The sequence below is a fragment of the Legionella brunensis genome, assembly GCF_001467025.1.
Taxonomy (GTDB): Bacteria; Pseudomonadota; Gammaproteobacteria; order Legionellales; family Legionellaceae; genus Tatlockia; species Tatlockia brunensis.
In genome coordinates this window covers 25,219-40,365 of the sequence record NZ_LNXV01000005.1, presented here as the reverse complement: position 1 = coordinate 40,365, position 15,147 = coordinate 25,219, and the positions used below count along the sequence as shown (strand labels likewise).

Genomic DNA, 15,147 nt, shown 5'->3' with positions numbered 1-15,147 from the left:
GGATCACCCGATTTGGACTATTAGCCATTACTTGATCCCGATTCAGTGTTCTTGGGCTTTCTTTCTCGTTAGAGTCAACAATAGGAAAAGGCTTAAGATAAACTTCTTTACTGGACAATTTCTTCAATTGGATCATTACATGAGTGTCTATTTAATGTCTATCGGGGGTTTAAAATATACATATTGTGCTAATATTAAATATATTATTTTTTAACCTCAAAGAGCTGGATATCTTGGAATAGTTTGTTGAGTAGCCAATATGCCACTTACAGTCGAGCAAAAAACAATCATTCAAAAGATAAAAGAGTCATCTCCTTTTTTAGATGATACATTAACTCTTAAAGCTATAATGGATGAGTCTGGCTATGGTGAGCTTGCTCAAGCTTTAGCCATGAATCACAACTTTATTCGTTTTAAAATTAATAATTGGGTATCAAATGAAAAAGCGATAGAGCAGATTGCGAGCGCACTTAAAGAAAGCAGTGAGAGTGGGCTTAAATTCATATGGGTAGAGTCCACTGCCAACATTTTAGAATGTGTAGCGTTAATCCAAGTACTTCAAAATAAATCGCTCGAAAAATTATTGATTGAAGATCATAAGATAGATAGTGTTGATGATTGTATTATCTTAATTAGAGCGTTTACTAGACTATTTAAAGCAAATCCAACTGATAAAAAAATATTGATAGAAATAAACGGCAGGTTTTCTTCACCGGAAATAATAAAAAATTTGGAATCGAATGTCGAGGTTAGACAAGCTCTTTCGGAAATGCTCAAAGAGATGAGTAAAAGTTCTGCTCTGGTCCAGTTTTATGTTCCATTTATAAATAGCTTATCTGTTGGTAATAAAGTCGAAAAGATTTGCGAAAGAAACAGGAGTAACTTTCAAGAAAAAGAAATAGAAGAAAAATTTAAACAAATTGAACGTAGAGATGAGGATGGATTTAAAAACCAAGAGTTAATTAAAGAACTAAAGGAAATAAACACTCAACTAAAATCTTTATCCTCTCTCATGTTAGATTTTTCAAAAAATACTTCTCAAGGTGATGAATTACAAAATAAAGAACTAATACAATCTTGTCAAAAGAAAGTGATGAGAGCAGTTATTAGATTAGCTGATGAAATTCATCCTCCCAAAATAGGTTTTGTTCTTGAAGAATGTCATTCAGAAATTGCTGGTGCTTTAAACGATCTAAAAAAATTAACGTTTGCTAAAGCGTCTGAAAAAGTGGTAATTGAAAACCTTATTACCAAAATGACTCAAACAGAAAATCACTTAAGGGTAGCAACAGAGAAAGAACATGTTATATCTGGCTGGTATCAGCGCGAACTGTATGAGTTTACCTATGAATACAGGCATTACAATAAAAAGTCTAAAAATGTTGAGGTAAACTTAAGCAGGGAAAGTGTGTTAAAAAGGGTTAATAATACAGGGGCATCAAATACGGAATCTACTTATCAAGTTTGTTTGTTAATGAATGAGCCCGCCTTTAGGTGTACTGCAAGTATTCCTAATAAGATAGAAAATCCCCTTGAAATTCAAATCAATTTTTTTGGTACTATTGATTTTGCCTCTAAAAGTGTTGCTCTTGACGAAGGCGGGCCTGGACAAGAGTTAATAAAAAAACATGAAGAAAAATTACTTGAACAAGTTAATTTTTTAATGGAGCAGATATCGCTTATCCATCCAGGACAAACATTTAGATTAAGAATTGCAGGACATAGTTTAGGGGGCGCGTTGGCAAAGGCCTTTACACACACTGTACAACGAGGCATTGCGGTTCAAGATAGAGAGCCTGGTGAGATTATTAAAAGAATTAGCAGTCAGTATTCTGACTCACATCAGCATCAACAAGAACTTATTGTGTTAGAAAGAAATCTTGAGCAAGATAAAGAAAAATTCTGTAATAACAAACAGCTAAAAAAAATAGAAGGAATTACACTATACGCTTTAGGTGCACCGGGTATCGGCAAAGAAATGGACGCCCATGCAAGTTTGATGACTTATGATCAGAATTCAAATTTTTTACGGGCTTATCATCATCAACATGAAGAAGATATAATTACACGATTTGGTGAGACTGAATTTCTTTCAGGAACCAGAATAAAACCCAATATTAATGTGAATCTACATATCGTCTATAAAGTAAAAATAAAAGAAAGCGAGTTAAGGTATGAAAGATTGCCATTTCCTGGCTGTGATAAAAAAGTAATGGCGGCCCATAATAAATTAATATTTGGTCTTATTGTTGAATCAATGATACAAGAGCTGTCTGAGTCTAATCTTGCAAAAAAATTCGAGTTTCATCCTTTAAGGTATTCTCTGTATCGAGGCATTAAGGACGTGGCTGTGCTTTGTGCTAAAAATCCATTGTTTTTTAAAACAATAGATTCCCTATCAACACTCCCTACTTCTAAAACAGAATTTCCGGTGTTGGGTGAAGAGGCTTTTCAAGATTCGATAAGCTCAGATGAGATGAAATCCGAGGCGGATTTGCCAAGCGATGAACCCAAGAAGAAGGACTTTTTGAAGTGATTGTGTACCTTTTGTTATGGGTAGAAGCATTTGATGGTGGGTTTAAGCCAACATCAAATGCTTCTTAATTAAAGAGATTCAACAGTTTTTTTGTGATGCAATAATTTATCCCTGGTCAGTAGTGCTTGTGCAAGTTTTTCTTGTTCCTTCGCTATAATTTCTGCAGGTGCATTGTCGGTAAATTTGGGATTACTTAGTTTACCTTCAGCAAGGGAGATATCTTTCTCAAGTTTGGCAAGTTCTTTGAGAAGACGTGATAATTCAGCATCTTTATCAATAAGTCCAGCCATTGGGATGAGTAACTCCAATTCGCCAATTATTGCTGAGGCAGAAACAGGGGTTTGCTCATCTTCTTCCATACAATGAATGTGAGTCAACTTACTTAAGGCGAGCAGTGTGGTATGGTATTTCTCTATTCGCTCTTTAATCGTAGGAGTTACATTCTTTATATATAAAGGAATGAGTTTAGCAGGGGAAATAGTCATTTCACTACGAATTGTTCGCACAGATTGAATCACGGCCTTAAGCCAAATAATTTCTTCTTCAACTTCAGGGTTGATAAAACCCTTATTAATTTCTGGATAAGGGCTTAACATGATGGTTTCACCATTCATGCTGGTTAATTTACTCGTGCGCTGCCAAATTTCTTCAGTAATAAATGGCATAATAGGATGCAATAGTTTTAAAATTTGATCTAAAACATGGATTAAAGTACGACGAGTGCCTCTTTTCATTGCCCCTAAAGCCTGGGCATCATAGAGAACAGATTTAGAAAGCTCGAGATACCAGTCACAATACTCGTGCCAAATAAATTCATAAAGTGTGCTGGCCAATAAATCAAAGCGATAAGTTGCAAAATAATGATGGCATTGAGCAATCGTATTCTGCAGACGTGAGAGAATCCATTGATCTGCTGGGCTGTATTGGAAAGCACCATCGCCAAAATCAATTTGCTCTTCGTCAGTGTTTAGTAAGACATAACGAGAAGCATTCCATAATTTATTGCAGAAGTTCCTGTAACCTTCAACACGTCCCATATCAAAGCGCACATTGCGACCGGTTGATGCTAAAGAACAAAAAGTAAAGCGCAAAGCATCCGTGCCAAAAGCGGTGATGCCTTCAGGAAATTCTTTGCGAGTGGCTTTGGCAATTTTGTTACGTACAGAGGTTAACATTAAATTAGAGGTTCTTTTAGCCACTAGACTTTCTATATCAATACCATCAATGATGTCTATAGGATCGAGCACATTTCCTTTTGATTTAGACATCTTGTGCCCTTCGCTATCGCGAATGAGTCCTGTGATAATGACTTCTTTGAAGGGTACCTTTCCCGTGAATTTAAGGCCCATCATAATCATACGAGCAACCCAGAAGAAAATAATGTCAAAACCTGTGAGTAGAACAGAAGTTGGATAAAATTGCTCGAATTCAGGTGTCCGTTCTGGCCAACCTAATGTTGAAAAAGGCCATAAGGCAGAAGAAAACCAGGTATCCAGCACATCTTCATCTTGTTTTAACGGTATTGACTCATCCAATTTATATTTAAAGCGAACATCATTTTCACTATAACCGACATAGACATGACCATGACTATCATACCAAGCGGGAATACGATGTCCCCACCATAATTGTCTGCTGATACACCAATCTTCAATATTTTCCATCCACTGAAAGTAAGTTTTGGTCCAGTTTTCAGGGATAAAACGAATTTCTCCTTTCTCAACAGCGTCAATAGCAGGACCAGCTAAAGGTTTGATTTTGACATACCATTGGTCAGTCAAAAGAGGCTCAATAATGACGCCCGATTTTTCACCTCGTGGGACTTTTAATTTATGAGGTTCTGTTTTAACCAAAAGACCTGCTTTATCCAGGTCTTGAATAATTTGCTCGCGGGCTACAAAGCGATCCATGCCTTGATAATTCACAGGAGCATTTTTATTAATGGTTCCTTTCTTGGTCAAGATATTAATTAATGGCAATTCATGACGCTTGCCAATTTCATGATCATTAAAATCATGAGCAGGTGTTATCTTGACACAACCACTGCCAAAATCTTGCTCGACATACTCATCAGCAATAATGGGGATAATTCGGTTGCTAAGAGGTAGTTGAATTTGTTTGCCAATTAAGTGTTTATAACGTTCATCATTGGGATTTACGGCAACAGCAGTGTCACCTAACATGGTTTCTGGTCGTGTGGTAGCAATAACCAACGATTCATTGGAATCAACTAAAGGATAACGGATATGCCATAGAAAGCCGTCTTCTTCTTCAGAAAGAACTTCAAGATCGGACACTGCAGTTCCTAATTTAGGATCCCAATTGACTAAACGCGTGCCACGATAAATTAAACCTTCATCATACAGTTGGACAAACACTTTTTGTACAGCTGCTGATAAACCCTCATCCATAGTGAAACGCTCACGCGACCAATCTACGGAAGAACCGATTCGACGCATTTGTTTGGTAATTTGATTGCCGGATTCTTCTTTCCATTGCCAAACACGTTCTAAAAATTGTTCACGCGTCATATCTCTGCGCGAAAGACCTTCGGCCTCAAGTTGACGCTCAACAACCAATTGGGTCGATATACCTGCGTGGTCAGTGCCGGGCTGCCAGAGCGTTCTGGCTCCTTGCATGCGATGATACCGGATTAAAGCATCCATCAACGTGTGTTGGAAGCCATGGCCCATATGGAGGCTGCCGGTAACATTGGGTGGGGGTAACATGATGCAATAGCTTTTGCTATCACCATGTGGTGCAAAATAATGGTGGCTTTCCCACTTTTCATAGCAAGCTTGTTCAATTGTATGTGGGGAATAAGTCTTATCCATGTTTTAACCTGTACAGATGAAAGTTGCGAATATACTGAAGATACTGAATTTGTGCGATTAAATTTTTGTTCATACAAATTTAATCATACTAATCCAGCGTTTTCGTTTCCGATGGTTATATTAGCATATCCTGCAGGGAGAAATCATCGTTAAGTCTAGGTAGACGCAAAACCAAGAATAGACCTCTTTATTCTGTAAGAGGTCATTAGTGGTTACTCCGACTTAGGAGGGTTAAATTCCGAAGAATCTTGGCTTATGGTTGCCTTTTTTTCTTTTTCCAAGTCATGACGGTGGTCAGCGGCAAGATAAGTATACATGGTTGGGACAACAAAGAGGGTAAAGCTAGTACCTACTAAAAGACCCATCGCAATAACTAAACCAATATCAAATCGACTTACGGCACCAGCGCCTGTAGCAACTAATAAAGGAATAACACCAAACACCATCGCCGCAGTAGTCATCAAGATAGGACGCAAGCGAATGCCAGCTGCTTCTTCAACGGCTGCTCTGCGGTCAAGTTGCTTTTCTCGTTGTAATTGATTGGCAAAGTCAACAATTAAAATTCCATGCTTACTTATCAGACCAATTAAAGTAATTAAGCCAACCTGAGTATAAATATTGATACTTGCAGCACCTAGGTTTAGAGGTATTAAGGCTCCACAAATCGACATGGGAACACTAATAAGAATAATTAAGGGGTCCCTGAAGCTTTCATATTGTGCTGAGAGTACGAGAAAAATAACAATAATTGCTAAGAAGAAAGCAAGGATAAGAGCGCTACCTTCCTGCACAAATTGTCTTGACTGTCCACCATAATCAAAAGTGAATCCTTTAGGCAAAACGTCTTTCGCTTGTTCAGCGAGGAAAGTTAGTCCTTGTCCCAAAGTTGTGCCTGGCATCATAACTCCTTGAATGGTCGCGGAGTTAAGTTGTTGGAAGTGCGACACCGCATTGGGTTGTACCTTTTCTTTAGCAGTGACGACAGTGGATAGAGGAACCATGGCTCCATCAGCGGTACGAACATAAATTTTTCCTAGTTGTTCGGGCGTGAGGCGATATTTCCTATCCAATTGGGGGATTACTTGGTAACTTCTGCCTTGTAAATTGAAGTAATTCACATAATTGCCTGATAACGCGCTGGTTAAACTGCTACCAATTGCCTGCATATCCAGGCCTAAATCGGAAGCTTTTGAACGATTAATTTGGAATTCCATTTCAGGTTGATTAAATTTAAGGCTGTTATCCAAATAAATAAAAAGACCACTTTTTTGTGCTTTCTCTAATAATTTATTAGAAACATCAAACAAGGTTTGGAAATCATTAGTTGTTTTGATAACAAACTGAATGGGTGTACCGCTACCACCTCCTGGTAGAGGGGGGGGGATTACGGCGAATGATTTTAACCCTGCAACTTCATCTAGTTTTTGCTGCAGAGGTTCTTTTAATTGAAATTGTGTACGATCGCGTCTGTCCCAGGCTTTAAGTACCATACCAGAAACCGGCGCGCTCATATTGACCGTAAAATAATGTTCTGTTTCAGGAAAGCTCTTATAAATTGCATCAAAAGGTTTGGTGAATGCCTCAATGTAGTTAATTGTTGCATATTGAGGTGCGGTTCCTACTACAAAGAAAAAGCCTTGATCTTCTTCGGGAGCTGTCTCTTCGGGGGTATGCGTATATAAATAAGGAAGAACTAGTAAGACAACTGCAGCAAACACCAGCATAATGGATCTTGTATTCAAAAGACTATGCAGAGTGCGTTGATAGCGAATTTTCAGTTTATTAAATTTATCATCAAGAAAATGTACAAAACGTCCACTACTAATGTCTGAGGTAAGAATTTTAGAACACATCATAGGAGTTAAGGTCAACGCAATAATTCCTGAAATAACAACTGCACTGGCCAATGTAAATGCGAATTCTTTAAATAAGGCGCCCGTTAAGCCCCCCATAAAACCGATGGGAGCATAAACAGCAGCTAGGGTGATAGTCATTGCAATAACAGGTGTAGCAATTTCACGTGCGCCAACGATTGCTGCCTGCAAGGGTGTGCGACCTTCCTCAATATGTCGATGTACATTCTCAACAACAACAATGGCATCATCAACAACAAGTCCAATTGCCAGAACAAAAGCAAGCAAAGTCAGTAAATTAATGGAGTAACCTAAGAAAAGCATGAAGGTACATACACCAATCAGTGATAAAGGTATCGTCACTACTGGAATAATTACTGAGCGTATGGAACCCAAAAACAGGAAAATTACCACAATCACGATGAGGGCTGCTTCAAGAATGGTTTGTACTACTTCCTCAATGGAGGCACGAATAAAATCGGTGGCATCATAAACAATAGTTCCTTTCAAAGACGGAGGAAACTCGCGCTGAATCGAAGGCATCATTTTGCGCGCATCATTAATTACCGTGAGAGGGTTTGCTGTTGGAGTTGGGGTAATGGCAAGGAAGACAGCTTTTTTACCGTCAAAGCGTACAGAGGTATTGTAATCTTGTGAGCCTAATTCAATCTTGGCGATATCACGAAGACGAATAATAGAGTTTTTATTGGAGCGGACAATTAATTGACTGAATTCTTCAGCATTATTGAGATCTGTCTTTGCAGTCATATTGATAGCAACATACTCACCCTTAGTGTTACCGGCCGCGGTTAGGAAGTTATTGCGTGCTAGCACATTGGAAACATCGGCAGGAGAAACATTTAATGCTGCCATCTTAATGGGATCGAGAAAAATCCTCATTGAATAAGTTGCACCACCTAAAATTTCTGCTTTTGCGACGCCATCTACAGTTTGCAATTGTGGTTGTACAACGCGGGTTGCATAGTCAGTGATCTGTTGCGGCGTCATATCTGTACTGTCAAGACTGATATACATAAGTGGCGTTGCAGTATCTGAGCTTTTCACAATCACAGGTTGTTGTGCTTCAGGTGGTAATTGATTAATGACTTGTTGAACTTTACTCATCACATCAGTAAAAGCAACTTGAGGGTCGAAGTTAAGTTTAATGGTCAGAGTAATGGTGCTTAGACCTTGCGTACTTGAGGAAGTCATGTAATCAATCCCTTCTGCGCTGGCGACAGCAGCCTCAAGGGGGGTAGTAATAAAACCTGCTATTAGATCGGCATCGGCGCCAGGATAGGCTGTAGTTATGGTGATTACCGTATTATCCATACGAGGATACTGACGTATTTGCATAGTCAGGATGGAGTTCAAACCAAATAAAAAAATTAGAAGACTTACTACAGTGGCAAGAACGGGGCGTTTGATAAATATATCTGTAAATTTCATGATTATCCTGACAAAACTTAATTCTTAATAACCCGAGTATGGCTAAAATGACTCACAGGATCTAAGAGGATTGGAGATCGGGCTTATGCCTGATCAACACCTTAAGATGAGGGGTGCTTACTCACCTAATTGATCTGGATTAGCAACATTGTTTAATTCCACACTGTTGTTAATGACTACTCTTGTACCGTTTTGTAATTTCAACTCTCCTGAGCTCACTACTTGCTGGCCTGCTTCAACTCCTTTTTTAATAACAGTAAAATTACCTTCTTGCTCACCAGTGCTCACAAAAACACGTTTCACACGTAATATGTCTTTGCCTTCACTATCTTTTTTACCGTCTTTATCTTTTTCTATGACAAATACTGAATTGCCATACAGACTGTAGGAAATGGCTGTTGAGGGTAAGACAACAACATTTGGAACTGCGGGTTGTTCCACAGAAATGGAAGCAAACATACCGGGAATAAATGCAAATTGTGAGAGCTTATTTTTTGCGTTCAAGTTGCTGTCGCAAGTAACAAGCATTTTCTCTCCATCCTTTTGTTTGTTGACTGTTACCAATTTTGAGTCTTTTGTTGTCGGACAATTAGGAACAGTCGCTTGCACTAAAATATTATGAGTATTGGTGTCTACCTTGGCATTGAGGGCAGTTATTTTTCCTTCGAATAGGGTATGGGGGATTCCTTCAACGCTAAATTGAATTTCCTGATTGATATGCAGACGTTTTAGCATTTGCTCAGGTAAATAAAACTCAAGGAATAGAGGGTCCATGGACTGTAGGGTTACAATGGACGTTTGTCCAGGAGTAATGTATTGACCTAAGTTCACCTGACGAATACCTAGACGACCTGAAAACGGAGCTAAGATGTGTTTTTGTCTAATTTCTGCTTGTGTTTTTTCAACATTGGCTTGGGCTTGTTGTAGGTTTGCGGTTGCTTCATCGACATTAGAACTGGAAGTTGCGCCACGTTTAAATAAATCGGCTTGTCGCTGGTAGCTGAGTTGTTTTAGTGCCAAGTCTGCTTTATTAAACTTAAGAGTAGCTTGATCGACACTATCATCAATGTCTATCAAAGGTTGGTCTTTTTCGAGGTATTGCCCAGATTCAAAATGAATTTTTACCACATTTCCAGCAGCTTGGGAGTTAACATCAACACCATTAATTGCCATAAAATTGCCTACAGCTGAAATGCGCGGCTCCCAATTCTTTTTAACCGCTGTGACAGAAGATACAGTAACTGCAGGTGGTTCGTAGGTTGCAAAAAATCGCTTAATCATAAAGCTTTTAAAGAGGTTAAACGCAATGATCCCTCCAAATACAACCCCTAGAGCAATTATCATGATGGTCATGCGTTTTTTCATTTCTAGTCCTCTAAAGAGATTGAGAGCGATCAATTAAACGGCGTTTACTATAGCATAAATACTTGATGGCTCAAGCTAGCGAAATGTAAACAATTCCTAATGTTGTGAATGAGAAAGGTTAGAAACTTCCTAGGACGATACCGTGGGCACAAAAAAAACCTGTTGACTAAATACAAAGCTTTGTTAACATTTGCTTTCCACTAATTTTAGGGGTTTATTATAATGAAACTTAAGTCACTGCTTTTTGTTTGCTGTCTTGGGTTGTTAACATCAGCGTTTGCTGATAGCCGTCATTTTCACCCTCAGGCAAACAATCCTAATGCCAAGGCTGCCGACGCTAAATCAACAGCGGCGAAAGGTGCTAAGTACCCTGGCTATTGTGAAATTGAAATTATTAACAGCAGCTATGATAACATACGTGTTTACGGTATTTTTGACGATGGTTCTAGCTTAGTTCCATTCAATATTTATCGTTATGAAGGACCTCATTACGTTGACTTATTTTATTATGGCTATTGCCATGCTGGAATGAACTTATACATTGACACATTCAGTGGTTATCGAGTTTATGGCGGTTATACTAGCGTTGGTAGTACAGTTCATGTTGTTCCCTACCTCACTAACAAAGTAAAGGTAGAAATCACTGCTAAATAAGTATTTGATGATTAGATCATTATCCAAAGGCACGAGATTATCGTGCCTTTCTTTTATCTGGGATTTAATTCTAGAGGTTGTATATGAAACGCATGCTTGCTTTATTATTCTTATTATCCCTTCTGACTTCATGCACGCTTGAAAATGATTATTACGATAATGGCTACTACTATCGGCCACCACCACGTGCACGAGTTGAAGTTCCCTATGGCTATTCCTATCGGTCAGCACCACAAACGCACTATCATGGCAGTGAGAGACCTGTGGTCTACAGCCATTTTTCACAGCACGGACATAGACATGTAGTGCCACGCCATAGAAACCGTATTCAGCGCAAAGACTTGAATACGCATGGGCATGCGAACACGGATGTGGGGGCACATGAACATAGAAACAATACAGCGACTCACGGCCACGATAAACAAAATGCCAAGTCTCACGGACATGATAATCAGGTAGCAAATAACCTTCATGGTCATGACTAGCAAATAACAGTGTGGTATCTTCTTTGATTTAGGGCGTGTTACATTCCTGGTGGCATTGAGGAAGTCTTCTGACACGCCCCCGTTAAGGAAAATAGAATGTTAAGAATGATCCAGTTATTTGTGATGAGTTTACTAGCATCAATAATCATTGCTTGTGCTGCGTCACCTACCAGCGAAAGCACAGGTCAATATCTTGATAGTTCTGCAATCACTGCCAAAGTTAAGGCGGAATTGGTAGATAAACTAGGTGCTCAAGGTTTCGCAATTAAAGTGAATACTTATAAACATGAAGTACAATTGAGTGGTTTTGTTAACAGTTCTGTTGTTAAGCAGCGTGCAGGCATTATTGCTGGAAATGTAGATGGTGTAGGACATGTTCGGAATGCTCTCATTGTCAAATGAAATTATCCTTAACCATCGCTGATAGCGGTCATTTCTGTTCAACCCTATATCCAAGTTTGAAAATTCTGATGAATTGATATACTTGCTTGCGCATTGTTAGTAGAATGCAACAGCAGTTTTTTAGGATAATTGTTTTGGGCATTTTATGTCTGTTCTGCGAATGTTGCTGTAGGGATTAATTATCTTAAATGTTTGCGTGACAGTATCTAATGAGCAGTACTATAATCCTAGAAAAAGCAGTTGAACCCTACTACGCAAGCTTAATGCACTGAATCTTCCGTATTTTTTTGAATTTTTTCACTCACTGTAGTGGTGACTACTGCTTTCGCGAAAAAATTCAAAAAAATGCAGAATTTTCAGCACATTAAGCTTGCTCGTTACGGACTCAACTGCTTTTCTAGATAATTGTTCAATTATTGACAGGGTGAGGATTGCAAATGTTTGATAAAAACTACACGATTGCAGATTTTGATGAGGAACTTTGGCAAGCCATGCAAGCTGAGCGTGTGCGTCAAGAAGATCATATTGAGCTCATTGCTTCAGAAAATTATGCAAGCCCTCGAGTACTTGAAGCCCAAGGCTCTGTTCTTACCAATAAATATGCCGAAGGCTATCCAGGTAAACGCTACTATGGCGGCTGTGAGTATGTCGATGTGGCAGAATCTTTAGCCATTGCTAGAGCTAAAAAATTATTTGCTGCTGATTACGTCAACGTGCAACCTCATTCCGGCTCTCAAGCCAACGCAGCGGTAATGATGGCTTTGCTCTCTCCTGGTGACCTTATTTTAGGGATGGCATTACCGCATGGGGGACACTTAACCCATGGTTCAAAAGTAAATTTCTCCGGTAAGCTTTATCAAGCGATAGAATATGGAGTCAATGCCGATACGGGATTGATTGATTATGATATTTTGGAAGAGTTAGCATTAAAGCATCGACCCAAGATGATCATTGCCGGGTTTTCAGCCTATTCCCAGGTTCTTGATTGGCAGCGATTTAGAACCATTGCTGATAGTGTAGGGGCTTATTTGATGGCGGATATAGCTCATGTTGCTGGGTTGATTGCGACAGGTTTATATCCTTCTCCTGTGCCTTATGCCGATGTGGTCACGTCCACTACCCATAAAACTTTACGTGGTCCGCGAGGTGGTTTGATTCTTGCTCGTGCGAATGAAGAAATAGAGAAAAAATTAAATTCATCAGTATTTCCTGGGATGCAGGGTGGGCCTCTTATGCATGTGATTGCTGCAAAAGCTGTTGCATTTGCTGAAGCACTACAACCTGAATTCAAACAATATCAGCAACAAGTTTTACTCAATGCAAAAGTAATGGCAGAAACACTAAAAGGACGAGGATATCCTATTGTTTCTGGGGGGACTGAAAATCATTTACTACTAGTGAATCTAATTTCAAAAAATATCACTGGTAAGGAAGCTGATGCTGCGTTAGGGCGGGCTCATATCACTGTGAACAAGAATACAGTGCCTAATGATCCTCGCTCTCCTTTTGTAACGAGTGGTCTGCGTTTAGGAACGCCAGCAATTACTACGCGAGGCTTTAGAGAAAGAGAAGTAAATCAATTGAGCGAATGGATAGCCGATGTGTTGGATGACGTGAACAACGAAGCTACCATTGCGAGAGTCAAGGCGCAAGTGTTGCAATTATGCCATGAATTTCCGGTATATCGCTAATCATGCATTGTCCATTTTGTCACACTGAAGAAACCAAGGTTGTAGATTCTCGGCTTGTTGCTGAGGGTGCTCAGGTACGCAGAAGAAGACAATGTCTTCTTTGTCATGAGCGTTTTACAACATTTGAAACGGCTGAATTGATTATGCCTTCAATTATCAAACGAGACGGTCGAAGAGAGCCATTTAATATTAAAAATTTACGAGCAGGGATGTTACGTGCTTTAGAAAAAAGGCCTGTTAGTGTTGATGCACTGGAAGAGGCTATTGTAACCATCATGCAAGAAATCCGTCGTCGAGGGGAGCGTGAAATCGATTCTCGCGAGGTGGGGGAATTGGTTATGAAGCAATTATACCGCCTTGATCATGTGGCTTATGTACGATTTGCCTCAGTATATAAACGATTTAAAGACGTTAGTGATTTTAGACAAGCTATTGATGAAATGAAAGATGACAGAAATTCATGAGGTAATTTGTGGAAAAACAAGCAATTAGCGGCAAAAGACGTGCTAGAAAGTTAGCATTACAAGCACTTTATCAATGGTATATGTCTGGCCATGAGTTATACGAAATTGAGGCACAATTTCGCGTAAACAATAATATGACGAAAGTAGATAGTGAGTATTTTTGTCGTCTTCTTCATGGTGTTCCTAAGTATTTAGGGCAGTTAGAAGAAAACCTCAAACCTTTCCTAGATAGGCCAATTGAAGGATTAAATCCCATCGAGTTAACGGTATTACGTCTGGGGGCTTTTGAACTGCTCTATTGTCTGGAAATCCCTTATCGTGTTGTCTTGGATGAAGCAATTTCTTTAACAAAAGAATTTGGCTCACAAGATGGTTATCGTTATGTTAATGGTGTGTTAAATAATCTAGCTCAACAGACTAGAAAAGTTGAAATCGACAATGGATGAATTTTCTCTCATTGATGTTTTTTTTAAACAACCGGCGCGTCATCGTAGAGATGTGATTTATGGAATAGGGGACGATGCTGCTTGTGTAGTAGTCCCACATGATTACCAGCTCCTGATCAGTACTGACACACTTGTAGCTGAGGTTCATTTTTTAAGTTCTTGGGATGCCTACGATATTGCTTGTAAGGCAGTCATGGTTAATGTCAGTGATATGGCCGCAATGGGGGCTACACCTTGCTGGGTTAGTTTGGCTCTTACTTTGCCCGAATTAAATACCACCTGGTTACAACGCTTTTCGCAAGGTCTGCATGAGTCTCTAGCGCGGTTTAATATGGCACTGATCGGCGGTGATACCACGCGTGGACCTTTAAGCATGACCCTCACGATTCATGGTTTGGTTCCTACTGGCAGATCGATACGACGTAATGGTGCTGAACCTGGTGATAGGATTTATGTTAGTGGTGAATTAGGTGCAGCTGCACTTGCAGTTCATTTTTTAAAACGTAATGATATTGATAGCAGAGATAAGCGGATTTTAATGCAAAAATTGCAACATCCGCAGCCGCGAGTTGATTTAGGACCAATCTTGCAAGAATATGCTTCTGCTGCAATTGATATTTCGGATGGTTTGAGTGCCGACTTAAATCACATCTGTGTAGCCAGTCAAAGAGGGGCTTTTTTAATTGAGGAAGCGATTCCAGTGCATCCTTTGGTAAAACAATATCAACAAACGAAAGCAACCAATTTTGCTCTTAGCGGTGGTGATGATTATGAGTTATGTTTTACGGTACCTCCACAGAAAGAAGAGGAGCTATTGGCTTCTCTGGCAAAGCATGGGTTAAACTGTTATCCAATTGGTACTATTGAAGAGAAAACAGGATTAAGGCTAAAACAAATAAATGGCAAACTAAAGACATTTCCTCCACGAGGCTATAGCCATTTTTAAAGCATAATCCTACCTGTGCTTT

At 39.3% G+C, this 15,147-nt stretch carries 11 protein-coding genes; 8 read left to right on the top strand and 3 right to left on the bottom strand.

The annotated features are described in order from the left end of the window. Positions 1 to 259 precede the first annotated feature (259 nt). Complete coding sequence (locus tag Lbru_RS03995; protein WP_058440904.1) at positions 260 to 2,536, top strand: alpha/beta hydrolase family protein; 2,277 nt, start codon at positions 260 to 262, stop codon at positions 2,534 to 2,536. Between the two features lie 68 nt (positions 2,537 to 2,604). Here Lbru_RS03995 and Lbru_RS03990 read toward each other — a convergent pair whose 3' ends face one another. The 3 genes from Lbru_RS03990 to Lbru_RS03980 all read right to left on the bottom strand — a co-directional run bounded on the left by Lbru_RS03990 (position 2,605) and on the right by Lbru_RS03980 (position 10,037). After that, positions 2,605 to 5,370 (bottom strand): valine--tRNA ligase, encoded by a 2,766-nt coding sequence (locus Lbru_RS03990; RefSeq protein WP_058440903.1) that lies wholly within the window; start codon positions 5,368 to 5,370, stop codon positions 2,605 to 2,607. A gap of 212 nt (positions 5,371 to 5,582) precedes the next feature. Beyond that, the gene (locus Lbru_RS03985; protein WP_058440902.1) at positions 5,583 to 8,672 is read right to left on the bottom strand and encodes an efflux RND transporter permease subunit; all 3,090 of its coding nucleotides are present in this window, start codon (positions 8,670 to 8,672) and stop codon (positions 5,583 to 5,585) included. Positions 8,673 to 8,789: 117 nt separating this feature from the next. Next, on the bottom strand, positions 8,790 to 10,037 hold the full coding sequence (locus Lbru_RS03980; RefSeq protein WP_058440901.1) for an efflux RND transporter periplasmic adaptor subunit: 1,248 nt from the start codon (positions 10,035 to 10,037) through the stop codon (positions 8,790 to 8,792). A 222-nt stretch (positions 10,038 to 10,259) separates the two neighbouring features. On the opposite strand from Lbru_RS03980, the gene Lbru_RS03975 reads away from it, so the two are divergent. The 7 genes from Lbru_RS03975 (at position 10,260) to thiL (ending at position 15,125) form a co-directional block, all read left to right on the top strand. Further along, positions 10,260 to 10,691: a hypothetical protein gene (locus Lbru_RS03975; RefSeq protein WP_058440900.1), complete on the top strand. Its 432-nt coding sequence runs from the start codon at positions 10,260 to 10,262 to the stop codon at positions 10,689 to 10,691. An 83-nt stretch (positions 10,692 to 10,774) separates the two neighbouring features. Further along, positions 10,775 to 11,176 carry a hypothetical protein gene (locus Lbru_RS03970; protein WP_058440899.1) on the top strand — a complete coding sequence of 134 codons (402 nt, stop codon included), beginning with the start codon at positions 10,775 to 10,777 and terminating at the stop codon, positions 11,174 to 11,176. A gap of 96 nt (positions 11,177 to 11,272) precedes the next feature. Beyond that, positions 11,273 to 11,578: a BON domain-containing protein gene (locus Lbru_RS03965; RefSeq protein ID WP_058440898.1), complete on the top strand. Its 306-nt coding sequence runs from the start codon at positions 11,273 to 11,275 to the stop codon at positions 11,576 to 11,578. Positions 11,579 to 12,015: 437 nt separating this feature from the next. Continuing rightward, positions 12,016 to 13,269 carry a serine hydroxymethyltransferase gene (glyA, locus tag Lbru_RS03960; protein WP_058440897.1) on the top strand — a complete coding sequence of 418 codons (1,254 nt, stop codon included), beginning with the start codon at positions 12,016 to 12,018 and terminating at the stop codon, positions 13,267 to 13,269. A 2-nt stretch (positions 13,270 to 13,271) separates the two neighbouring features. Next, positions 13,272 to 13,733 (top strand): transcriptional regulator NrdR, encoded by a 462-nt coding sequence (gene nrdR / locus Lbru_RS03955; protein WP_058440896.1) that lies wholly within the window; start codon positions 13,272 to 13,274, stop codon positions 13,731 to 13,733. Between the two features lie 8 nt (positions 13,734 to 13,741). Continuing rightward, positions 13,742 to 14,179 carry a transcription antitermination factor NusB gene (gene nusB, locus Lbru_RS03950; RefSeq protein ID WP_058440895.1) on the top strand — a complete coding sequence of 146 codons (438 nt, stop codon included), beginning with the start codon at positions 13,742 to 13,744 and terminating at the stop codon, positions 14,177 to 14,179. Continuing rightward, entirely contained in the window at positions 14,172 to 15,125 is a 954-nt protein-coding gene (thiL, locus tag Lbru_RS03945) for a thiamine-phosphate kinase (RefSeq protein WP_058440894.1), read from the top strand. The genes nusB and thiL overlap by 8 nt, the downstream gene beginning before the upstream one ends. Positions 15,126 to 15,147: the final 22 nt, after the last annotated feature.